The organism is Rathayibacter sp. VKM Ac-2926 (genome assembly GCF_022815565.1).
In the GTDB taxonomy this organism is placed as follows: Bacteria; Actinomycetota; Actinomycetes; order Actinomycetales; family Microbacteriaceae; genus Rathayibacter; species Rathayibacter festucae.
This window is the reverse complement of record NZ_JALGRS010000005.1, coordinates 108,096-130,547: the sequence shown is the minus strand read 5'-3', so window position 1 is coordinate 130,547 and position 22,452 is coordinate 108,096. Positions and strand designations below refer to the sequence as shown.

The window sequence follows — 22,452 nt, the reverse complement described above, 5'->3', positions numbered from 1 at the left end:
CGGAGTCACGTCTGTTCTCCGCATCGACTGGCGCGGCGCGTCGGGTCGCCGGGCGCGCAGAAGGGCCGCCGTGCAGGGTGCACGGCGGCCCTTCCCTGAGCGCCGGAGCCGAGTCGGTGGAGGAGGGTGCCGACCCGCCAGCCCGGCACGATCGTCACTCGGTGACGGTGCGGCTCCTGCGGCGGCGGCCCAGGAAGACGCCGACGGCGCCGAGCAGGGCGAGGACTCCCGCTGCGGGCAGCACGGCGGCGGCGTCGGAACCGGTGGAGGCGAGGTGACCGGCCGTGGACCGAGTCGCCGCCGCTGCGGCCGAGGTGGCGACCTCACCGCGGCTCGAGGAGGTGGCGACCTCGGTGGCCGACCGGGCTGCCGTGGCGCTGGACGGCGTCGCGGCGGGCTGAGCGTCGGCTCCGGCTGCAGTGGGGGATGCGGGTCCCGCCGACGCTGGGGCGTCGGGACCGGCCGGGGCAGGAGTCGTCGCGGGGATGGCGAGGGTACCGAGGGTCTGCTTCGAGTAGTCGTAGCCGTCCCTCGTGATCGCCGTGGCCGCGGCGGCGACGGAGATCGAGTGATCGAGCACGTCGCGCTCGCTGACGGTGCTCTGGAAGGAGACCACGCCGGTCTTGCCGACGGGCAGCTCGGCGAGCTTCTCGCCGTCGGCGACCTGGACGTCGCGGAGAGCGGTGTCCCCGGTGTTCGTGAGCGCGGCGACCCACTCCACCTTCGTGCCGGCGACGACGGGCTCGCCCTCCTTCACCTGGAACGTGCCGGAGACCTTCACCTCGAGATCCGGCTTCTCCGTGGACACCGGAGCCTTGGCGGGGATGGGCAGCTTCGGCGCCGACACGATGACCCGGGTGCCGCCCGGAAGGATCTCGTTCGAGGACTCCGACTCCGGCGTCACGAAACCGTCCTTCAGGTTCTGCGCGGTGACGACGGCCTCGGTCGTGGTCAGGTGGAACGACTCGCCGACCGCGAGCTTCTCGCGACCGAGGACCTTCGTGATGTCGACCGGTCCCGTGTTCTTCACGTCCTGCGAGAACTCGACGCGAGTGCCCTCCTTCACGAGCTCACCCGGCTCCGTCAGGAACTTCCCCGTGACGGTCACCGTGATCTCCTGGGTGGCGACGGTCGGCACCGGGAGGGGTGCCGGGTCCGGCGTGCTGGCCGTCGGCGTGGGCGTCGGGGTCGGGGTCGGCAGCGCGGACGGCTCCCAGAACCACGGGACGCGCTTCTCCACCTGAGTGCTCGGAAGGGGGATGTCGGGAACGACCGTCACCGTTGTCGTCTCGTCGTACGAGGTGGTCCATGTCTTCAGCTCGATCGGGGTCGACCACCTGCCGTCGTGCAGCGACTGACCGCCGAGGGGCATGCTCTCGGTGAAGACCTTCGACTCGCCCGGACCGAGAGCAAGGGTGTTCCCGTAGCCGGGGAACTCGACGTGTCGCACGTTGAGCGGTGCGTCGGTGACGTTCGTGGCCGTGAGCTCGTAGTAGACCCTCGAGTTGACGTTCAGGATCTCGTCGGGGGAACCGCCGAAGGTCGCCGTGATCGACGTCTTCAGCCCCCCGTTCACCTGCGGAGCGGGTGACGGGGTGGCGGCTGGTGACCCAATGCTGCCTGCGGCCGGCGTCGCGGCTGCTGCGGTCGACGGTGTCGTCTCGGCAGCGTGAGCGACGGGGGCGGCCGCGCCGAGCAGTCCGACGGTGAGGACGAGGGACGCCGCGACGTCGAGCGGCCTGCTGCTCGGTCGGCGCTGTCCGTGGGATTGCGGTGGGCGTGTGTGCATCTGCGACTCCTGTAGGGGGCTCGGCGGAGCAAAGCGGTGACCTGAGGAAGTGTCACACCCTTCTCCCAGCTGCGCAGTGTCGCCGGCGCGGATGGCGCGGGCCGTCGCGTCGCTCGGGCGCAGGACGAAGGGCCGCCGTGCGCTCAGCACAGCGGCCCTTCGTCGGTCTGCGGACGCTACTGCAGTGTCACGGAGACCGGGGCGCTCTCGGTCGTGTTGCCCGCCGCGTCCGTCGCCTGGGCGGTGAGCGCGAAGGTGCCCTGCACCCCCGCGGTGTCGGAGGCCAGCGACCAGGTGTCCTCGTCGGTCTGGACGCCGTCGCCGATCTCGACACCCTCGACGAGGAACACGACTCCGGTCACGGCGACGTCGTCGGTCGCGTAGACAGTCGCGATCGCCGGGCCGCCGAGCACGTCACCCGGCTCCGGCGCGGTGATCTCGACCTCGGGGGCGGAGGTGTCCTCGGCGGGGGTCTCGGGCTCCGCGGGCGAATCGGGCTGATCGGGCGCGGACGGGGTCGCCGTCGGTGCCGGAGCGGGGGTCGCCGGGGCGTTCGTGGGCGTCGACGTGGGAGCAGCGGTCGGACCTGCGGTCGCCGCCGGGGTGCTGCCGCTGCCGCGGAGGTCGACGTCGTCCCAGATGCCGGTGAGGTAGGCCGTGGTCGGCCGGGGGCTGCGCGCGTCGAGGTCGGCGGCGGTCAGCGAGCCGAGGCTCTGGTCGACCGTGAAGCCGCCCGATCGCGCCGTCTTGCCCGGCAGGTTCGTCCGCGTGTTCGTCACCGAGTCCCAGCTGGGCTGCAGCGAGCCGATGAAGGTCGAGCCGGACGCGTCGACGTTGCCGCCGCCCGAGCCCTGGATCGCGCTCAGGCTGCCGGGGCCGTTCTGCGCTCCGGCGGAGCCGGCGCCGCCCCGGAGGAACGGGTAGCGCTGCGCGGCCGTGCTGCCGCCGACGACGAGGGTCTCGTCGAAGGCGACGTTCCGGACGCCGCCGATGATCACGGCGCTGTTGTTGGAGGCGAACACCACGGTGTCGCGGAGCGTGACCTGGCCGGTGATCCCGGAGCCCTCGATCTGCAGGGTGTCGGTGTGCGGGCGCGGCTCACGGGTGCCGCCGTACTTCGCGTCGACGTAGTAGGAGGGCGCGAGGTAGCCGCCCTCGACCAGGACGTCGCTCAGCTGGTCGGGCGCGTAGGCCTTGATCTGCGCGGAGTCGGCGTTCTTGACCGTCGAGTCGGGCTCGACGACCTCGATCAGCTCGACGTCCCGCACGGGCAGGCCCGCCGACGCGGCGAGACCGAGCCAGTTGTCGGCGATGCGGAGCCAGGCGAAGGAGGCGTGCTTCGCGCCCTTGACGTCGAGCGAGTCGATGTCGAAGCGCATCAGCGTGATGCCCGTGACTCCGCGCAGCGCCCAGTCGCCGCCGGTCACCGAGCGGAAGCCGTCGCGCGCGGTGATCAGGACCTTGGATGCCCCGCTGTTGGTGTAGCCGTTGAGGGCCGAGAGGTCGGCGACGCGGCCGGGGGCGACGCGGACGACCGCGCCGTTCGCGATCTGGTTCGCGGTGAGCCGGTCGAGTGCGGTGCGGATCGCCGGGCCCGAGGCCGCGACGTCCACGACCGTGGTGCCGCGGGGGAGTCCGGAGCGGATGTCGGGGGTGTCCGAGGGGTAGTGCGTGCCGTCGGGCCCGGAGGTCGTGGCGGAGACGGCGGCGGAGGCGGCGGGTGCGTCCTGGAGCACGGTCGCGCCGATGACGATCCCGACGGCGGCGGTGATCGCGAGGAGGCGGGCGAGGGCGGTCCTCGCTCGGGGGCGTGCGCGGCGCGCGGCGGGGCGGAGCGGACGGGAGGGGGACGACCTGGGGGGAGTGGCTCGTGCCATGGGGTGTCTTCCGATCGGGTCGGGCAGCGGGGGGAGGGGTGCCCGGAGCACGGCGCGGCCGGAGCCTCGAGGCGCTGAACGGTCCGGGGCTCCTCAAGGGGCCTCGGAGTCCCGCGGCGGTGCGGTCCGGGCGGTCGGTGCGGGGAGAGCAGGGCGGGTGGTGCGCGGAGGAGGGTCGGGGACGGAGGTCCGTCGGAGTCGACGGGAGAGGTGGAGGCAGCGCGGCAGGGAAAAGGGGGAGGGGTGGCGTGCTTCCACGGCCAATGTACGGGACGTGCCCCGTCAGTGGGGCACTGGCGCTGACGCCGATTCGGGCTCTACTATGCCGCGGCCGGTGAGGGTCTGGGGACGGTGGGTCTCGATACGCCGCTGCGCGGCTGCTCGACCAGCATGAGGGGGGGGGCGCTACGCGGCTGCGCGATCAGTGGGGACGGCGAAGGGCCGGCGCCTCGTCGCCGAGGGGCCGGCCCTTCAGGGCTGAGCGCGGGGAGCTAGCGCAGCGTCACCGTCACGGGAGCGCTTGCGGCGACGTTGCCCGCCGCGTCCGTCGCCCGGGCGGTGAGCGGGAAGGTGCCGCGCATGCCGGCGGTGCTGGTGGTCAGCGACCAGGTGCTGCCGCCGGTCTTCGTGCCGTCGCCGACCTTGAGGTTGCCGAGGTAGAACGCCACGCCGGTGACGGCGGTGTCGTCGGTCGCGGTGACGGTGGCGGTGGTCGAGCCGCTGATGACGGCGCCGGCCGACGGCGAGGTGATCGCGACCTTCGGGGCGGTGGTGTCGGCGACGGGTCCGCTTCCGCCGTCCTCACCGTCGGGCGTCTCCGCGGGGAGCTCCGGGGTCTTGGTCGGCGTCGGGGTCGACGTCGGCTCGGGGGTCGCGGTCGGCTCGGGCGTCGCGGTGGGGGTCGCCGTCGGCGTCGCGGTCGGCTCCGGCGTCGCCGTGGGAGTCGCCGTCGGCGTCGCGGTCGGGGTGGGCGTCGGCGTGGGCGTCGAGGTGTCGACGTCGTCCCAGATCCCGATCAGGCGGGACGTGGTCGGGCGGGGCGTCCTCGAGTCGAGCTCGTCGACGCTCATCGAGCTCAGCGTGCTGTCGAGCGTGAAGCCGCCGCGCGTCGCGGTCTTGCCCGCGATGTTCGTGACGGTGTTCGTCACGGTGTCCCACTTCGGCTGGAGCGAGCCGGCGAGCATCGAGTCGGAGGCGTCGATGTTGCCGCCTCCGGTGCCCTGGATCGCGCTGACGCTGCCCGCGCCGTTGATCGCACCGGCGTAGCCGGCACCGCCGCGCAGGAAGGGGTAGCGCTTCATCGCGAGCGGGCCGCCGACGATGAACGAGTCCTCGAACGCCACGTTCCGGACTCCGCCGACGATGACGGCGCTGTTGTTGGAGGTGAACACGACCGTGTCGCGGAGAGTGATCTGGCCGGTGACGCCGCTGCCCTCGATCTGGAGGGTGTCGGTGTGCGGCCGCGCCGGGTTCGACCCGCCGTAGACGGCGTCGACGTAGTAGGACGGCGCCAGGTAGCTGCCGTCGACCAGGACGTCGCCCATCACGTCCGGCGAGAACGCCTTGATCTGCGCCGAGTCGGCGCTCTTGACCGTCGAGTCCGGCACCACGACCTCGATCAGCTCGACGTCGCGCACCGGCACGCCCGCCGACGCGGCGAGGCCGAGCCAGTTCTTGTTGATCCGCAGCCAGGCGAACGAGGCGTTCGTGGCGCCCTTCACGTCGAGCGAGTCGATGTCGAAGCGCATCAGCGTGATGCCGGTGACCGAGCGCAGCGCCCAGTTGCCGCCGGTGACCGACTGGAAGCCGTCGCGGGCGGTGACCAGGACCTTCTCGCTGCCGGTGTTGCGGTAGCCGTTGAGCGCGGACAGGTCGGCGATGTGACCGGGGGCGACCCGGACGACGGCTCCCTCCGCGATCTGCGTGCGGGTGAGCGAGTCGAGGGCCTTGCGGATCGCCGAGCCGGACGCGGCCGCGTCGACGACGGTGTAGTCCGCGACACCGGAGCGGATGTCGGGGGTGGCCGAGGGGTAGTGCGTGCCGTCCGGCCCGTGGGAGGCGCTGCCCTCCGCGGCCGACGCGGCCGGGATCGAGACTCCGGTGACGCCGATCGCCACGGCGGCGGCGATCGCCAGGACGCGCAGGGCGTCCTTGGGGCGGCGGATAAGAGGGAGGGCGGTTCTGGAGCGGGTGGTCGGGGCCATGTGGTGTCGTCCGATCGACTCGTGCTGTGCGGGGAGGGACTGGTGCGGTGCGGAGGTCGCCCGGAGCACGTCGACGAGGGAGCCTCGAAGCGGGCGGCGGATCGGTGCCGCGCCGGGGAGCGGTGCCGAAGGACGCGTCGCTGCGGTCCGGGCTGATGGAGTGCGGCACTGCCGCGGTGACGCCGCCGCGGCACGGACGCCGGAGCGGCCGTGCATCGGGTTGTCGGGTAGGCGCTTCTCGACCCTCCCGGGGGAGGACGAACCGCGTGCTCGCGGACCTCCGAGGGCGAACCTCCGGAGCGGGTGCCGAGCCTGTGGAAGGATTCAGGGAGCCTCCCAGCTTCGTCAGGATAGGGAACAGCCGACGAGCGACACACCACCCCGAGGGGGGTCGGAGCGGCAGACAGACGCTCACCTTCGTCCGGCTACTGCAGAGCTCCCAGCACGACAGCGGCCGCCCGCGCGACGAGGGCGTCGTCGTAGTCCGCCTCCGGGTCGTTGCGGGAGGTCAGGACGGACAGCACGATCGGGTCTCGGCCGGGAGGCGTGACGACGGCGACGTCGTTGCGGAGGCCGCCGGCTCCGCCCGACTTGTCCGCGACGGCCCAGCCCTCGGGAGCGCCCGCGCGGATCAGCGCGTCGCCGGTCGCGTTTCCGCTCATCCAGTCCAGGAGCAGCGTGCGATCCGCGGCGGGAAGGGCCTCGCCGAGTGCGACGGCGGTGAGATCGGCGGTGAACGCCGCCGGAGTCGTGGTGTTCGCGGTGCTGCCCGGGGCGATCGTGTTGAGGGCGGGCTCCTCGTCGACGACGTCGGTCGTCGTGTCGCCGAGCTGCTCGAGGGCACGGTCGAGGGCGATCGGCCCGCCGAGGCGGTCGAGCACCAGGTTCAGCGCCGTGTTGTCGCTGCGGCGGACCGCGGCCTCGGCCAGCTGCGCCAGCGGCAGCCCGCCGTCGATGCTCTCGCCCGTGACGGGGGAGTAGCCGGCGGCCTCGACGTCCGCCGCGGTCCAGGTGACGACCTCGTCGCGCTCGTCTGCGGGGACGCTGCGCAGGAACTCCGCGGCGGCCAGGGCCTTGATGCTCGACGCGTAGCCGAAGCGCTCGTCCTGCCGGTGCAGGACCTGCCGGCCGCTGCCGGTGTCGACGGCGCTGACGCCGATCCGCGCGTCGAACTCGGCCTCGAGGGCGGCGAGCTCGGCGGAGACGTCGACGGGGGCGGGTTCCGCAGAGGTTGCGGCGGAGATCGACGGGAGCGGCGTCGGCGGACGCGAGGCGGCGGGCGCGCTCAGTGACGAGCAGCCGGAGACCACGAGCGCGAGGCCGGCGGCGAGGACGGGGAGGGATCGTGCGGGCGATCCGGGACGGCGGGGGCTCACAGGACGGAGTAGACGACGACGAAGGCGAGCGCGGCCGCCGCCGTGACCGCGACGGCGGCGAGGGCGATCGGCCGGCGCGGTCGCCTCCGGATCAGCGCGAGAGCGAGGAACGCCGTGCCGAGGACGATCTCGAGCCACCAGTAGACCGGGCTGGTGGTGTCGGCGACGTTCGCCAGCGCCCAGGCGCCCTCGCCGATCAGGACGCCCGACAGCGGGGCGACCGCGAGCACGCGCCAGGGCGTCGTGCCGTGCAGCGTCAGTGCGGCGGCGGCGCCGAGGATCGGCCCGGCCGGCACGGCCAGCAGCCAGAACACGTCGGTGAAGGGCGGGGAGTAGCCGAAGCCGCGCGCGGCGGTCACCAGGTCGTAGCCCTCGAGGAGGGCCCAGAAGGTCAGGAGTCCGAGCGCCGCCGCCGCCACGGGCCGCGCGCCGCCGAGCCGCACCAGCGCGAAGACCAGCATCGACCAGCCGCCCGAGGAGTTGGCGAAGGAGTTCACCGGCCCGGGCAGCGAGCCCTGCAGGAGGCTGGTGAGCCCGCCCAGAAGCAGACCGCCGACCAGGGCGACGAGGAGGGCGCGCACGAGGCGCGGGCGGGACGGGGCAGGAGGCATGAGTCGATTCTCGGAGGTCGTGGGCGGGACGGCATCGGGGATGACCCTGATCAGGGTGCTGGGGGGCTGAGTGCTGGGGCGGGCGGGTCTCGATACGCGCCTTCGGCGCTCCTCGACCGGCAAGGAGCGGGCGGGTCTGCACGCCTCCCGAGTACGCCCCCACCCGCCGCCGCCCCCACCGTGACCGAGCTGCTGCAGGTCGACGCTCCGCACCGGGAGCTGCTGGACGAGCTGCTCGACAAGTGGTCGCTGCAGGTGCTCGATCAGCTCTGCGAGCGGCCGCTGCGCTTCAACGAGCTGCGGCGGGCCGTCCCGGCGGTGGGGCAGAAGTCGCTGACCGCGACGCTGCGCCGGCTCGAGCGCAACGGGATGATCAGCCGCGTCGTCCTCGAGACCCGGCCGATCGCGGTCGAGTACCGCATCTCGCCGATCGGGGACACGCTGAACGAGCTGGTCGACGCGCTGCTGCGCTGGACCGACCGCCAGCTGCCGGCGGTGCAGGCGGCGCGGGCGCGGTACGACGGGGCGGAGCCGGTGGCGGGTGGGGGTGCGGTGGATCTCGATACGCGCCCTGCGGGCGCTACTCGATCAGCATGAGGGGGCGCTCTGCGGATGCTGGTTGATCAGCATGAGGGGGCGCTCTGCGGATGCTGGTCGATCAGCATGAGGGGGCGCTCTGCGGATGCTGGTCGATCAGCATGAGGGGGCGGGTCGGCGTCGTGCTGGTCGAGGAGCCGCGGAGCGGCGTCTCGTCCCTGCTCGAGCTAGGCGAGGCCGCCGTTCACGAAGACGACCTGGCCGTTGATCCAGCGGCCGGGGCCGGCGAGGAAGGCGACGGTCTCGGCGATGTCCTCGGGCTGCCCGAGGCGCTCGAGCGGCACCGCGCCCGCGAGGCGGGCGACCTCCTCCTCCGACTTGCCGTCGAGGAAGAGGGGGGTGGCGGTCGGGCCGGGCGCGACGGCGTTGACGGTGATGTCCTTGCCGCGCAGCTCGCGGGCGAGGACGAGCGTGAGCGCCTCGACGGCCGCCTTCGACGCGACGTAGGGGCCGTAGCTCGGGAACGAGGTGCGGGTGACGCTCGTGGAGAAGGTGATGATCGCCCCGCCCGGTCGCAGGCGGGCCGCGGCGAGCTGCGCGACGACGAACGGGCCGCGGACGTTGGTGCGGTGCATCCGGTCGAGGTCCGCGAGATCGAAGGTCGCCACGGGGCCGAGGATCATGATCCCGGCGGTGTTCACCACGACGTCGAGGCCGCCGAGCGCGCCTTCCGCGTCGGAGAAGGCCGCGCCCATCGCGACCTCGTCGGCGACGTCGCCGCCGACGACCACGGCCTCGACGCCCTGAGCGCGGGCCGCCGCGGCGACGTCCTCCGCCCGCTCGCGGTTGCCCGAGTAGTGCACGGCCACCGAGAAGCCGTCGCGGGCGAGCCGCTCGACGACGGCGCGGCCGATCCCGCCGGAGCCGCCGGTCACGAGGGCGGTGCGGGGCTGATCCTGGGTGGTCATCGGTTCTCTCCCTGAGCTGCGGTCGTGGCGGGGACGTCGGTGTCGGCGGGGCTCAGCAGGTCCTGCATCCGGATCCGCTCGTAGAACTCGCGGCGGACCGCGTCGCCGAGCGCGAAGACGCGGGCGGCGCCGTCGTCGGCCGGGTCGATGACGACGCGGAAGGGGCGCTCGCCGCGGGGCAGCCCGACGACACGGGTGATCTCGACAGCGATCTCGCGCGGGTCCGCGTCGGCCGGTGCGAGCTCGGCGAGGCGCGCCGAGACGTCGTCCATCAGGCCCGGGTAGCGGTCCTCGTAGGCGGCGGCGATCTCCGCGCGCGCGGCCCAGCCGGCGTGCGCGAAGTGGTTGGTGCCCGTCGTGTACGAGCCGGGGACGACGATGACGGTGTCGATCCCGAAGCGCGCGACCTCGACCGCGTAGCCGACGGCCAGCGCGTCCTCCGCCGCCTTCGCCGCGAAGTACGGGCCGAGGTACGGGGGCGTGCCGCCGCGGGAGCTGGACGAGCCGACCCAGACGAGCAGGCCGTCCTCCTGCGCGCGGAGGATCGGCAGCACGGCGTGGTTGAGCCGCTGGGTCGAGAGCACGTTGACGTCGTAGACCTCGGCGAGCTGCTCGACGGTGAACGCCTCGGTCGGCCCGAGGACCATGTGGCCGGCGTTGTGCACGACCACGTCGATCCGCTCGCTCTCCTCGGCGATCCGGGCGACGGCGGCGTCGACCGACGCCTGGTCGGAGACGTCGAGCTCGACCGGGCGGAGATCGACGCCGTGCTCGCGGGCGAAGGCGCGGGCGTCCTCGGCGGCGGGGGCGTTGCGGCCGTCCATCGCCCGCATGCCCGCGTAGACGCGGTGGCCGGCGAGGGCGAGCTCGCGGACGGTCATCGCCCCGAAGCCGCTCGAGGCGCCCGAGACGATCACGACTCTCGACATGGTGGTCCTTTCCTGGGGGAGAACGGGTCGGTTCCACTCTCGGTCGGACGCGGCCGCCGCGGTGTCGTGATCCTGCGCAGGAGGAGCGCGATCCTGCGGAGTCGGTCGTCTTGTTACCGTGAACAATCTGCATTAGGTTCAGCGTGTCGACGAGGATCCCCCGTCCTCCCAGAAGCTCGACAGGTGTTGCGCAACTCGCGCTTTCCGCCTTCCCCGCATCGGATTCAGAGGCGAATCCGGAGAGGAACCGTCAATGTCGACGTCCCCCCACCTGAAGAGTCCGGATGCGAGAAGACCGGGTTCGAGAAGACCGGATTCCAGACGACCCGACCCGAGGGCGATGCGCGCACTCGTCACCGCCGCGGCGGCGTCGGTCGCGCTGCTCGCGTCCTGCGCGGTCCCGGTGACAGCCGCTGCGGCAGCCGATGCGGTCCCGTCTCCCGAGCAGAGCCTGCTCGCGGACTTCACCTTCGATGCGGCCCCGAGCAACGGCGCGTTCGTCGATCGCAGCACCCGCGCCGCCGTCCAGGGAGCGGCGAACCTGGTCCCCGGGAACACCGGCCAGGGCACAGCCGCGCGCCTCTCGTCGGCCTCGTGGCTCGACCTGACCGCCACGGACGGCACGGCGCTCCTGGCCGGCCGGCAGAACGTGACGATCTCGTACGACAGCAAGCCCGACGCCTCGGCGAACACCGGCTGGGCCGTCTTCGCCGCCCGCTCGGCGACGCGTCAGGAGTACGCCCAGGAGCACTACCTCGGCGTCCTCGATCGGACCTCGGGGATCGCGGTCGAGCGGTACGACAACACGAACGGCCGGAACACGGCCGGCAACCTGGCCACGACGGCGACGAACGCCGAGTGGAAGCACGTCGATCTGGTCGTCACGGAGACGACGACGCGTCTCTTCGTCGACAGGAAGCCGGTCGCCGTCAACGGCTCCGGGGTCCCGCTGAGCCAGATCCTCGGCTCGTCCGGCGGAGTCCTCCAGGTGGGCAAGGCGAACTGGGGCGGGGGAGAGTACTTCTCCGGCCTGATCGACAACCTGCGCATCTACGACCGGGCGCTCTCCGGCACGGAGCTGGGCGCGGAGAACCCGGCGGTCACCTCCGACGCGGGCGCCGCACTGGCCGTGCCGGCCACCGTGCTCGGCGACCTGCCGTCCCGCGTCCTCGGCAAGCAGGTCACCTGGAGCGCCACCGGCGCCGGAGCGGGCCGCGTGCAGTCGAACGGAGCGATCGACACGTCGGGCCTCGGCACCGGGACCGCCGCCGTGACGCTCACCGCCACCGTCGAGGGCAGCAGCCGGACCTTCCGCTGGGACAGCCGCATCGCCGCTCCCGGCGGACGGATCGCGACCTACGTCAAGACGGTGACGACCACCGCCGGGACGAAGGACGACCCGCTGGCCTACAACGACGACCGCCGCGCCGACGCGCTGTACGCCGCGGCACTGCCCGCCGGCGGCAGCAGCTGGGAGCCGCTGAACCGCTCCCAGGCGATCCTGTACGTCGCCAACGACGGCGACCAGGGCGCGAAGCCGAACGCCCAGGTCGGGTCGCCCAGCCTCTTCCGGTCCGCGAACGGGGCGCTGGGCGCGGTGTCCGCGCAGAACAACGCGACCGACTCCGTCTACGTGTGGACCTCCCCCGAGGGGAGCACGTTCTCGCAGCAGCGCGCCGTGCGGATCGCTCCCGGCTCGGTCGTGACCGACCCGCGCATCGTGTTCGACGCCACGGCGCAGAAGTACAAGGTGTTCTGGACGGACCTGCTCACCGGTGAGGGACGGGTGACGGTCCTCGCCGACCTGACCGCCAGCACTCCTCTCGGCGTCACGTCGAAGGCGGACACCCGGGTCCTCGGCGTCCAGGGCGCAGGACTCCCGTCCTGGGCCGCGCAGAGCCAGGCGAGCGACCTCGCGCTGACGGCCGCCGAGTTCGACGTCTTCTACAAGAACTACGTCGACCTGCAGAACACGGGCGTCGAGAGGATCGACGCCACGGTCGCCCAGGGAGCCGGAGCCGCCGGAGTCGCGGCCGCGCTTCCGAAGCAGGCCACGCTGGACTACAACGACGGATCGAAGAAGAGCCTCAACGTCGACTGGCAGGACGACCTCTCCGGGGTGGACACCGCCAAGCCGGGCAGCTACCAGGTGTCCGGCACCGTCCAGCAGGACCCCGAGGAGATGGTGAGTGACGCCCGCGCCGATCCGCACGTCTTCTTCAACCCCGACGACGGTTACTACTACCTGACCGGATCGCACTACGGGCAGTCCTCCCTCGGACCGATCGAGGAGAGCTCGAGCTACCGCAAGATCGGCCTCAAGCGGGCCACGACGCTCGCGGGGCTGCAGGACGCGCCGGAGCAGATCGTCATCGACCCGGACAAGGGCACGCCCGGCAAGGAGGGGCAGTATCCGAACACGTTCTACGGCTGGGGCGGCTTCATCTGGGCGCAGGAGTTCCACAAGATCAACGGCACCTGGTGGATCGTCGCCGGGATGAACAAGGGCTACGCCCCCGTCGGCGGCTTCTGCGACAACACCGTCCTCATTCCCTACACGGGCACCGACGCGTCGATCGCCGCGGGCGGCTTCTTCGACCAGACCAAGTGGGGCGAGCCCGTCGTCCTCGACGGCGCCGCGTTCGACGTCAGCTACTTCGAGCGCACCGAGGCCGGCAAGCAGCAGGGCTACTGGATCATGCCCTCCGGCGGCCAGATCCTGATCGGCAAGGCCGTCTCCGGCCCGAAGGGGACAGTGCCCCTCGTCGACGGGCAGCTCACGCGCGTCTACGGCGAGAGCCAGCCGTGGGAGATCGGCAAGCTCGCGCCCACTCCCAGCGACACGACCGAAGGACGCGACCAGGGAGTCGTCGAGGCGCCGTTCATGGTGCAGCAGGGCGACACCATCTCGATCACCTACTCGGGAGGCACGGTGGACAAGTACTACAGCCTCGGACTCCTGAGCACGACCGCGGCGGCGGACCTGCAGGATCCCGCGAGCTGGAAGCAGACCGCGTTCCCGGTCCTCGACACCAACGACACCTTCACCGGTCGTCTGGGAGCGGACGAGACGAACTACTACACGAAGCAGCAGGCCGGAACGGGTCACAACTCGTTCGCGAAGGACGAGTCCGGCAACCTCGTCCTGGCCTACCACGCCCGCCCGTACCAGGACCCGCACCTGGCGACGGATCCGGTGAACGCCGGGGGCCTGTTCGACTCCGACCGCAACACCTGGCTGAAGGGCGTCAACGTCCGGGCCAACGGCACCCTCGACCTGTCGCTGACGAAGACCCAGGAGGTGGCGCCGGGGAACCGGACCGTCACCGCCACCGTCGTCGTCCGGGGAACGACCTCGACGGTGACCGCCACCGCCTCGTCGCGGTGCGTCGCGGGGAAGGCCGTCGTCACGGTCGTCACCAAGAACGCCGGCGCCGCCGCTGCGGTCGTCACCTGGGCGACGCCCTGGGGTGAGCGCACCCAGAGCATCGGCGCGCAGAAGACCGCCTCTCTCGCGATCACGACCCGGGCAGCCGCCATCACGGCGGGGACCCTCACCGGGACGTCCGTCGCAGGAGGTGCGAGCACGCCCGTCACCGCGGCCTACCCCGCCGCTCGCTGCGGATAGGGCGCCGGGAGTGGGGCCGGTCCGCGGGCCGGCCCCACTCCCCCGCGACCCTCCACCCTCTGACTTCGATCCGCACCGGATCAGGGCAGGCAGCGCTGCCTCGCCCCGACATGAAGGAGTTCCCATGAAACCCACCACACGATGGCGCGCCGCCCTGGTCGGCGCGCTCGCCTCGGTGGTCGTCGCAGCCGGCGTGGCACTGCCGGCCGTCCCGGCGACCGCCGCCGACGATCTCCTCGTCCGCTACGACTTCTCCCAGCTCTCCGGCACGACGGTCCCCGATGCCTCCGGCGGCGGGCGCACCGCGATCCTCCGCGGCTCCGGAGCACAGGTCTCGGGGAGCGAGCTCGTCCTTCCGGGAGGCGCGAGCGGCAGCGCCGCGGCCTACCTCGAACTGCCGCGCGGCCTCATCGACGGTCGCGACACCCTCACCATCCAGACCTGGCTGCGCAACGACACCGGAGCGGGCAACTACGCCGCCGTGTTCTTCGGGACGGCCGAGAGCCCGCCGTCCCAGTACTGGCTGCTCAACCCCCGCGACCCCGGCGGACGCTTCAAGTCGGTGATCACCGCGAGCCGCAACGCGCAGGCGCCGTGGACGACCGAAGCGGGGATCCCCGCGAGCGGACCGACCGGGCCCACCACCGACGCCTCCTGGGGCCTCTACACCACCGTCCTGCAGCCCGGGAAGCTGACCGGCTACTACAACGGCCGCCTCATCGCCGAGACCGTGACGAACCGATCGGTCAGCGATCTGGGCACCGACCTCGTCGGCTACATCGGCCGCTCGTCCTACGCCGACCCCTTCTACAGGGGCGGCGTGCGGGACTTCCAGATCCGCACCAGCGCTCTCTCCGCTCAGCAGGTGGCAGACAGCTACTGGAGCGGCGTCGACGCCGGTGTCCGCACCGCGGCCCTCGCCTCCGACGCGGCGGCCATCGACGTCGGACCCTCCCGCGTGAGCTCGGACCTCGCACTCCCCACCACCGGCGCGCAGGGCTCGAGCATCCGGTGGACCAGCTCCGACCCGTCCCGCATCAGCAGCACGGGAACAGTCATCCGGCCCTCCGGCAGCACCGACGCCGCCGTCACGCTGACGGCGACCCTCACCCTCGGGGGCGCCTCGACCACCCGAAGCTTCCCGCTCATCGTCGCCGCGCAGAACGCCCAGGCCGACCTCGACGCGCTCGCCGAGAGCATCGTCCTCCGCCCGACGCTCGCCGACGGCGAGCTGCTCCCCACCGCTCCCGCCGGCGCGACCCTCACCTGGCGCACCACGACCGCCGGCGTGAGCATCGCAGCGGGCGCGGTGCGCGCGAGCGGCACGGCGGCCGTGTCCGCGACCGTCACGGGGGAGCTCCGCTCCGGAACGGCCACCACGACGAAGACCTTCTCCGTCCGCGTCCTCCCGGCGGGCCAGGCCCGCTACCTCCTCGCCTACGAGCGCACTGCGCTGGGATCGCAGGAGTACGGCAGCAACGTCGCGTACAGCATGCACCTCGGCCTCGGTACGACCCGCACCAGCACCGAGGCGCTCAACGACAACACCGGCGTCCTGTTCGCCGATGCTCAGCCCACCGGCGTGCTGGATGTCGTGCAGACCCGGACGCTCCGCGACCCCTACGTCTTCCAGCTCGCGACCGGCGGCTACGGCGTCCTCGCCACCCGCACGCTCACCAACGGCGATGTCGACTCCGAACGCCGCGGAACGCCGCTCTTCTTCACCACCCAGGACCTCGTCTCCTATGAACCGCGTGGCTTCGTCGACCTCGGGGTGACCGTGGCCTCCGAGCCGCGCGCCGTCTGGGACTCGGCGGCCAAGCAGTACCGAGTGACCTGGAAGGACGCGGCGGGAGCGGACTTCTCGCGGTCCTTCACCGACCTCGCCGACGCGGGAACCCGCGGCGACCTGCGCCGAGGCGCGATCTCGCTGCCCGATGCCGCCGTCTCCACCTCGATCACCGGAGCCGTGCCGTCCAACCTGCTGGTCGTCCCCGCCGACACCGCCTCCTCGCTCGAGAAGCGACTGGGCCGGATCCGGAACACCACCGTGGCCGTCGACGCCGCGACCGTCCCGCAGGGGGCGGCGGTGCCCGCGCTCGGGGCAGCGACGCTCGGCTACTCGGACGGCTCCACGAAGAAGCTGCCCGTCGACTGGTCGGCCGCCGATCTGGCCGCCGTGGACACGACCACGCCGGGGACCTACCAGGTCAGTGGAACCGTGCGACAGCGCGACTACGCGGCGCCGTTCCTCCGCGCCGAGGCCGACCCGGACATCCTCCGCTGGAAGGACCGCTACCTCTTCATCTCCACGGACGACCGCGGCGACGACCAGCCCGGCATGTTCCTGCGGAGCTCACCGACCATCGACGGCCTCCGCACCGCCGCCGACAGCATGGTCGTCGCGCAGGGCACGGCCGGCATCGCCGGCTGCTACTGGGCGCCCGAGCTGCACGATCTCGACGGCGAGCTCTACATCTACTACTCGCCCTGCATCGGCGCGATCGACTGGCAGCGCGTGACGTCCTATGTGCAGAAGCTGAAGACCGGCGGCGACCCGACACGTCTCGCCGACTGGGAGACGCCTCGCCCCGTCCTCAAGCAGGACGGCACGGCGCTGCAGCGCGACGCCCAGCACCCCGGCATCAGCCTCGACATGACGGTCTTCCAGGACGGCGGCCGCACCTACGTGTCCTGGTCGCAGCGCTACGTCACCGGCGGTGTCATCGGCGACGCCGAGCTCTGGATCGCCACCATCGATCCCGCGAACCCGTGGCGCCTCACCAGCGAACCGCGCAAGCTCGTCACCGCCTCCTACGGCTGGGAGACCAACCTCACGAACGTCGCGGAAGGAGCGACGGCCATCACCCACAACGGGAAGGTCTACCTGACCTACTCGGGATCGGGAACCGATCGCACGTACGCCGTCGGCCTCCTGACCGCCCCGTCCGGCGCCGATCTCACCGATCAGACGGTCTGGGCCAAGTCCGACGCTCCGCTCCTGAAGAGCGACCCGGCCGCGAACCTGTGGGGCCCTGGACACAACAGCTTCACGGTCGACGAGGACGGCAACGAGGTCCTGGTGTTCCACGCCCGCTCGAACGGAAGCAGCAACCGCGACACCTACCTCCGCCGGATCCACTGGGCCGCCGACGGGGGACCGGTCCTCGACATGAGCGCCGCGGAAGAGGTGCTCACCGCGAATCGCACGGTCCGCGCCACCATCACCGTCCAGGCGTCGGCCGTCACCGTGACCGCGACCGCCACAACGCGCTGCATCTCCGGCAGGGCCGTCGTCACGATCACCACCCGCAACGCCGGCGCCGGCACGGCGGACGTCGCCTGGGTCACCCCCTGGGGCGCGCGCAGCCAGCAGATCGGTGCACAGAAGACGGGCACGCTGGCGATCACCACCCGGGCCGCCTCCCTGTCGGCCGGGACGCTCGAGGGAACCGCCACGGTGAACGGGGCCACCACTCCGGTGACGGCGACCTACCCCGCAGCACGCTGCAGCTGAGCCGACCGAGGGGGTCCGTCCACGTCGAGTGGGCGGGCCCCCTCTCGGCGTTCCCCGGCATCGCGCACACGCCTGGCGGCGCCGCGCAGCGAATGATGACTCGGACCGGAGCTGGAGCGACACGCGTGGTGATTCTCCGCTCTCGTGTCCGAGTCGGTCGGCGAGGCACTCTCGAGAAAGAGGGGCAGGAGAGACACCGAGAATCGAAGGACGAGCGTGATCTCGCGTCGATTCTCGGGCGGGACGCCACGGCAATGGCCACGGCAATAGCAAGGGCAAGGGCAAGGGCAAGGGCGATGGCAATTCAAATGGCGACGGCGATGGCGATGGCGATGGCGATAAATGATGCGAGTATCCGAGTGAATCTGAATGCGCTGTGGGCGCGGCCTCGTCGATTCCAGAATCGTGACGCGGCAGGAGAAGACAGAAAGCCCCGGCCCGGCGAGGCGACCTCGTGCTGAGGTCGCTCGCCGGGCCGGGGCCCGCAGGTGGATCTCTCGGACTACATTCCGTCGGAGAGCATCGCCTGCACGAGCTTCACGTGGCGCTCGGAGTTGAGCTCGGTGTACTCGGGGTTGTAGTTCAGGCCGTAGGGCCACATGTGGCCGCCGCCGCAGTTGATGGTCGCGGTGGGGCCGTCCCAGGTGCGCAGCAGCGGAAGGGCAGAGGTCCAGCCGTTGTTCTGGCAGCGGTCGACGAAGGCGTCGTAGCCGACTCCGACGGTGTGCGAGAGCTCGTGCAGGGCGGTGCCCTCCTGCATGTAGCCGCGGTCGGCGCCGAAGCGGATGGTGCCGTTCGGGTTCGCGTCGGCGGTGGGCACGCCGGGCACGTAGTAGACGGTGTAGAACCGGTCGATGTTCGAGAGGCGGTTGTAGCGCGCGACCGCCCGATCCATCGCATCGGTGATCCGGGCGTAGGCGTCGAGCTCGTCGGCGGAGGGGTTCGCTGAGCGGACGAGGGCGTAGGTCATCTTCTGCACGGTCGGGTCGGTGATGCTCCACCGCTGCACCTTCGAACCGGTGCAGGTCCACTGCTGGATCGCGGCGCCGTCGGTCTGAGCGAAGTCCCTGTCGTCGAGGCAGAGATTGCTGTGCCGGTTGAGGATCTGGCTGGATCCGCCGCCGACGTCCGTGATCTGCCACTGCTGGTTGGCGGCCCCGGTGCAGGTCCACTGCCGCACCTCGGCGCCGGGAGCGGTTCCGAAGTTGAAGTCGTCCAAGCAGAGGTTGCTGAAGACGTTCTTGATCTCGGCATAACCGGTCCCGAGATCGCGGATCTGCCAGCGCTGATTGCTCGCTTCCGAGCAGCTCCACTGGCGGACTTCGGCACCCGGCTGAGTGACGAAGTCGAAATCGTCCAGACACATGCTGCTGTGCTGATTGCGGATCTCCTGGGCCGCGCCGACCCCGACGGGCGCGGTCGCCGCCTCGGCCGGTGCGGCGGCGCCGAGGGTGGTCAGACCCGCGATCAGTGCTGCCGTCAGTGTTCCGAGGAGGCGTGTCGTGATGGTGGACTTCACTGTCCTGGACATGCGATGCCTTTCAGGTTCTTCGGCCGCCCTGACGGGTGGTCGACGTACTGATTCCTTCCACCGCGGATACGGTGAGAAGATGGTCGATCCGGCTTTCCGACGCATTCTTCAGGAGGTCGAGAGACGCGACTGAAGGAGAGTGAGAGGCCGGAATCCGGATCTTTCGGGGACGAGCGGATTGTTATCGTGAACACTCTTCCTGGTCCGATCTTCTGCGTGCCGGACGACTGCTGTCAAGCCGGAATGACGCCCCGAGTGGGGGACAGGTCGCCATGCCGAGTGCCATTCGGCTTTGTGAGCGATCGGCGTTCGAGAAGTATTCCGGATGCCGACGACTGTCCGTTATCCGCGGAATCGATAATTAACTTGTTACCGTGAACATTTTGTTGCTACGGTGAAGACGCCGCCACCGGGACGACACTCCTCCGTCCGCGGCCGGCCGATGGTTCGAAGCAGAGCCCGAGAGGATGCGTCACTGATGACGTCACGACTTCCGCGTTCCGGACGCCCCTCCGCCGAGTCGGCCCGCGGCCGACGACGCAGGGCCGGCTGGCCGACCCTGGCGATCGCCGCACTGCTGCTGACCGGGGCGATGACCCCGCTCGGAGCAGCCGGCGCGGCGACCACCGTGCCGGAGCCGATCCTGCGCTACAGCTTCGACGAGAGCGGGACCTCGGCTGTCGTCGGGTCGGCGATCCCTGACGGGGCGATCGTCGCGGACGGAGCCTCGAGTCCGCACCCCGGCACCGTCGTCGGGTCCGGAGCCCGCTCGGTCGCGGGGCCCTCCGGTTCCGCCTCCGATCGCGCGCTCTCCCTTCCCGGAGGCGCGAGCGGATCGACCGCCGCCTCCCTCCGGATCGCCCCGGGGCTGATCCCGGCCGGCACGGTGGACGTCACGATGTCGGCGTGGCTGCTCTGGAGCGGCTCGCCGGAGTGCACCTGGCCCTTCACCCTCGGGTCGGGCTTCTCTGCGCACCTGCTCGCGACCACGCAGTGCGGCGCGTCCGCCTACGGGGCGCTCACGAACGGCACCGAGGTGCGCGCGTCCGCTCCGGCTCCGGCCCCCGCCGCCCGCTGGGTCCACATGGCCGTCGTCGTCGACGGCGGCGACTCCGTCTCGACCTACCTCGACGGCAGCCTGGTCGGGCGTGGGGTGACGACGTCCACCGCGGCGGCCGCGATCGGCTCCAGCACCTTCTCGGGCTACCTCGGCAAGTCGTTCTACGGCGCCGACGCCTTCTGGGCCGGTGCACTCGACGACGTCCGAGTGTGGTCCTCGGCACTGTCCGCCGAGCAGATCCAGCAGAGCGCCGCGGGCGTCCACTCCGCGCTCGCGACCAAGGACGCGGCGGTGTCGCTCGGCGGCACGTCCGCTGTCACCGCGGATCTGTCCCTCCCCGCCGGCGGTGCGAACGGATCGACTCTCACCTGGTCCTCCAGCGCTCCCCGCACGGTCTCCAGCACCGGAGCGGTCACCCGGCCGCCCGCCGGCAGCTCCGATGCCGTCGTGCAGCTGACCCCGACCGCCACCCACGGGGCGGCGACCGTCATCGGCTCACCGATCACCGTCACCGTGAAGGCGTTCGCCGCCGGTGACAGCGCGCAGGCCGAGCTCGCTCGCGCCGTCGCCGACGCCGTGCGCAGCGACCCGGCGCTGCAGGGGCCGGTCCGCGGCAGTCTCTCGCTGCCCGACTCGGGAGCCGAGCTCGACGCGGTCGCCTCCCGAGCGGGAGCCGCGGACGCGGTGATCGAGTGGTCCTCCTCCGCACCGGCCGTCGTCAGCGCCGTCGATGAGGGCGCGGAGCCGGACGTCGTCCGGAAGGGCTCGGTCACCCGCGGGAGCACCGACACCCCCGTCACTCTGACAGCCACCGTGCGCGTCGACGGGACGACGCCGGTGACGGTGTCGCTGCCGGTCACGGTGCTCGCCGCCTCGCCTCTCGACCCCGCCGACCTGAACGCCTACCTGTTCGTCTACTTCACCGGCGACAGCGTCGAGGGCGAGAAGCTGCGCTTCGCGACGTCCGACGGCGACAACGCCCTGCAGTGGAAGACCCTCAACGACGCCCAGCCGGTCCTCACCTCGACCGAGGGGACCCAGGGGCTCCGAGACCCGTACATCCTGCGCTCGGCCGAGGGCGATCGCTTCTTCCTCCTCGCGACCGACCTCTCCGTCGGCCGCTCGGGCTGGGGAGACGCGACCAGCAACGGCAGCCGCCACCTCGAGGTCTGGGAGTCCACCGATCTCGTGAACTGGGGCGAGCAGCGCCACATCGAGGTCAACGTCCCGAACGCCGGGATGACCTGGGCGCCCGAGGCGACCTACGACCCGGCCATCGACGCCTACGTCGTCTACTGGACCTCCTCGATGTACCTCGACGACGCGCGCACCCGGCCCGACGGCAACGGGCCGCAGATCGTCACCTCGATCACCCGCGACTTCCGCACCTTCACCGAGCCGGAGCCGTGGTTCGCCTCCGCGGACATCGCCGGGCTGAACAAGGGCAACGGCCTGATCGACGCGACCGTGCTCAGGGAGGGCGATCAGTACTACCGCTTCACCAAGGCCACCCAGAGCTCCGGGTGCCCGTCGCCGGACATCATCGCCCAGCGATCCAGCGACCTCCGCGCCACCACCGCCTCCGGCGCCTGGAGCCTCCTCGACACCTGCATCGGCCGCACCGCCGGCACTCCCGAGGTGGAGGGACCCGAGATCTTCCGCGCCAACCCCGGCGACACCAGCGGCTACCGGTACTTCCTCTGGGTCGACAACTACGGGGGAGTGGGCTACATCCCGCTCGCGACGAACTCGCTCGAGGGCGACATCCAGTGGACCTACCCCGCCGCGTTCTCGCTGCCGAGCTCGCCCCGGCACGGCTCCGTCCTGTCGATCACGGCGAAGGAGCGCGACGCGCTCGCCGCGAAGTGGAACCCGGCCCTCCTGGTCACCTCCGTGAAGCCCGTCGCCGCCACCGCCCCGGCCGGCGCCACGACGGTGGCACTGCCGGCCACCGTCTCGGCCGGCTTCCGGGACGGCCACAGCGAGACCGTCGGCGTGACCTGGCGCACGGCCGACCTCTCAGGACTGAAGAAGGCCGGCGACACCGTCCAGGTGACGGGACGACTGCAGAACTCGTCGGCGACCCTCGCCGTGGCGACGATCACGGCCACGGCGCCCCCGGCGGCCCCCGCGATTACGGCGACAGCCACGGCCTCGACCCGCTGCGTGCAGGGCAAGGTCGTCCTCTCGGTCGTCGCGACGAACCCGAACGCCTTCCCGGTGAAGATGGTCGTCACCTCGACCTCGGGCTCGAAGACGTTCGCGGAGGTGGCCGCCGGCAAGAGCGTCACCCACTCCTTCACGACCCGCACCGCCGCGCTGCCCGCCGGCTCCGCGACCGCGACGGCCACCGCGTTCGTCGCGGGCAAGCCCGCCACCGCCACGGCCACGGCGCCGTACGCGGCGGCGAGCTGCGGCTGACGCG

General features: G+C 71.8%; 12 protein-coding genes. 4 read left to right on the top strand and 8 right to left on the bottom strand.

Annotated elements, in window-relative coordinates; translation table 11 throughout:
* Positions 1-154: 154 nt before the first annotated feature.
* The 5 genes from MT351_RS08555 to MT351_RS08535 all read right to left on the bottom strand — a co-directional run bounded on the left by MT351_RS08555 (position 155) and on the right by MT351_RS08535 (position 7,857).
* Entirely contained in the window at positions 155-1,576 is a 1,422-nt protein-coding gene (locus MT351_RS08555) for an LPXTG cell wall anchor domain-containing protein (protein ID WP_243581924.1), read from the bottom strand.
* 389 nt (positions 1,577-1,965) lie between these two features.
* Positions 1,966-3,666, bottom strand: a complete 1,701-nt coding sequence (locus MT351_RS08550) for an Ig-like domain-containing protein (RefSeq protein ID WP_243581923.1) — start codon at positions 3,664-3,666, stop codon at positions 1,966-1,968.
* Between the two features lie 491 nt (positions 3,667-4,157).
* Positions 4,158-5,870 carry an Ig-like domain-containing protein gene (locus MT351_RS08545; RefSeq protein ID WP_243581922.1) on the bottom strand — a complete coding sequence of 571 codons (1,713 nt, stop codon included), beginning with the start codon at positions 5,868-5,870 and terminating at the stop codon, positions 4,158-4,160.
* A gap of 425 nt (positions 5,871-6,295) precedes the next feature.
* Positions 6,296-7,246, bottom strand: a complete 951-nt coding sequence (gene bla / locus MT351_RS08540; RefSeq protein WP_243581921.1) for a class A beta-lactamase — start codon at positions 7,244-7,246, stop codon at positions 6,296-6,298.
* A complete protein-coding gene (locus MT351_RS08535; protein ID WP_243581920.1) occupies positions 7,243-7,857 on the bottom strand; it encodes a DUF6518 family protein in 615 nt (204 codons plus the stop codon). The genes bla and MT351_RS08535 overlap by 4 nt, the downstream gene beginning before the upstream one ends.
* Before the next feature lie 180 nt (positions 7,858-8,037).
* Between MT351_RS08535 and MT351_RS08530 the strand changes: the two genes are divergently transcribed.
* On the top strand, positions 8,038-8,454 hold the full coding sequence (locus tag MT351_RS08530; RefSeq protein ID WP_243581919.1) for a helix-turn-helix domain-containing protein: 417 nt from the start codon (positions 8,038-8,040) through the stop codon (positions 8,452-8,454).
* A 167-nt stretch (positions 8,455-8,621) separates the two neighbouring features.
* On the opposite strand, the gene MT351_RS08525 is transcribed toward MT351_RS08530, so the two are convergent.
* The gene (locus MT351_RS08525) at positions 8,622-9,362 is read right to left on the bottom strand and encodes an SDR family oxidoreductase (RefSeq protein ID WP_243581918.1); all 741 of its coding nucleotides are present in this window, start codon (positions 9,360-9,362) and stop codon (positions 8,622-8,624) included.
* Positions 9,359-10,291, bottom strand: a complete 933-nt coding sequence (locus MT351_RS08520) for an SDR family NAD(P)-dependent oxidoreductase (RefSeq protein WP_243581917.1) — start codon at positions 10,289-10,291, stop codon at positions 9,359-9,361. Before MT351_RS08520 ends, MT351_RS08525 begins: the two co-directional genes overlap by 4 nt.
* A 340-nt stretch (positions 10,292-10,631) precedes the next feature.
* Here MT351_RS08520 and MT351_RS08515 point away from each other — a divergent pair, with 340 nt between their 5' ends.
* Together MT351_RS08515 and MT351_RS08510 are read left to right on the top strand one after the other, a co-directional pair.
* Positions 10,632-13,919, top strand: coding sequence for a family 43 glycosylhydrolase (locus MT351_RS08515; RefSeq protein ID WP_243581916.1), 3,288 nt, complete (start codon positions 10,632-10,634; stop codon positions 13,917-13,919).
* Between the two features lie 124 nt (positions 13,920-14,043).
* Positions 14,044-17,436, top strand: coding sequence for a family 43 glycosylhydrolase (locus tag MT351_RS08510; protein ID WP_243581915.1), 3,393 nt, complete (start codon positions 14,044-14,046; stop codon positions 17,434-17,436).
* Positions 17,437-17,938: 502 nt separating this feature from the next.
* On the opposite strand, the gene MT351_RS08505 is transcribed toward MT351_RS08510, so the two are convergent.
* Positions 17,939-18,967 (bottom strand): RICIN domain-containing protein, encoded by a 1,029-nt coding sequence (locus MT351_RS08505; RefSeq protein ID WP_243581914.1) that lies wholly within the window; start codon positions 18,965-18,967, stop codon positions 17,939-17,941.
* A gap of 478 nt (positions 18,968-19,445) precedes the next feature.
* Between MT351_RS08505 and MT351_RS08500 the strand changes: the two genes are divergently transcribed.
* Positions 19,446-22,448, top strand: a complete 3,003-nt coding sequence (locus MT351_RS08500) for a LamG-like jellyroll fold domain-containing protein (protein WP_243581913.1) — start codon at positions 19,446-19,448, stop codon at positions 22,446-22,448.
* The last annotated feature ends 4 nt before the right edge of the window (positions 22,449-22,452 follow it).

Coding starts and splice junctions, on each gene's coding strand:
- MT351_RS08550 (WP_243581923.1), bottom strand. CDS start 3,666: ATGGCACGAGCCACTCCCCCCAGGTCGTCCCCCTCCCGTCCGCTCCGC.
- MT351_RS08545 (WP_243581922.1), bottom strand. CDS start 5,870: ATGGCCCCGACCACCCGCTCCAGAACCGCCCTCCCTCTTATCCGCCGC.
- MT351_RS08535 (WP_243581920.1), bottom strand. CDS start 7,857: ATGCCTCCTGCCCCGTCCCGCCCGCGCCTCGTGCGCGCCCTCCTCGTC.
- MT351_RS08525 (WP_243581918.1), bottom strand. CDS start 9,362: ATGACCACCCAGGATCAGCCCCGCACCGCCCTCGTGACCGGCGGCTCC.
- MT351_RS08520 (WP_243581917.1), bottom strand. CDS start 10,291: ATGTCGAGAGTCGTGATCGTCTCGGGCGCCTCGAGCGGCTTCGGGGCG.
- MT351_RS08515 (WP_243581916.1), top strand. CDS start 10,632: ATGCGCGCACTCGTCACCGCCGCGGCGGCGTCGGTCGCGCTGCTCGCG.
- MT351_RS08510 (WP_243581915.1), top strand. CDS start 14,044: ATGAAACCCACCACACGATGGCGCGCCGCCCTGGTCGGCGCGCTCGCC.
- MT351_RS08505 (WP_243581914.1), bottom strand. CDS start 18,967: ATGTCCAGGACAGTGAAGTCCACCATCACGACACGCCTCCTCGGAACA.
- MT351_RS08500 (WP_243581913.1), top strand. CDS start 19,446: ATGACGTCACGACTTCCGCGTTCCGGACGCCCCTCCGCCGAGTCGGCC.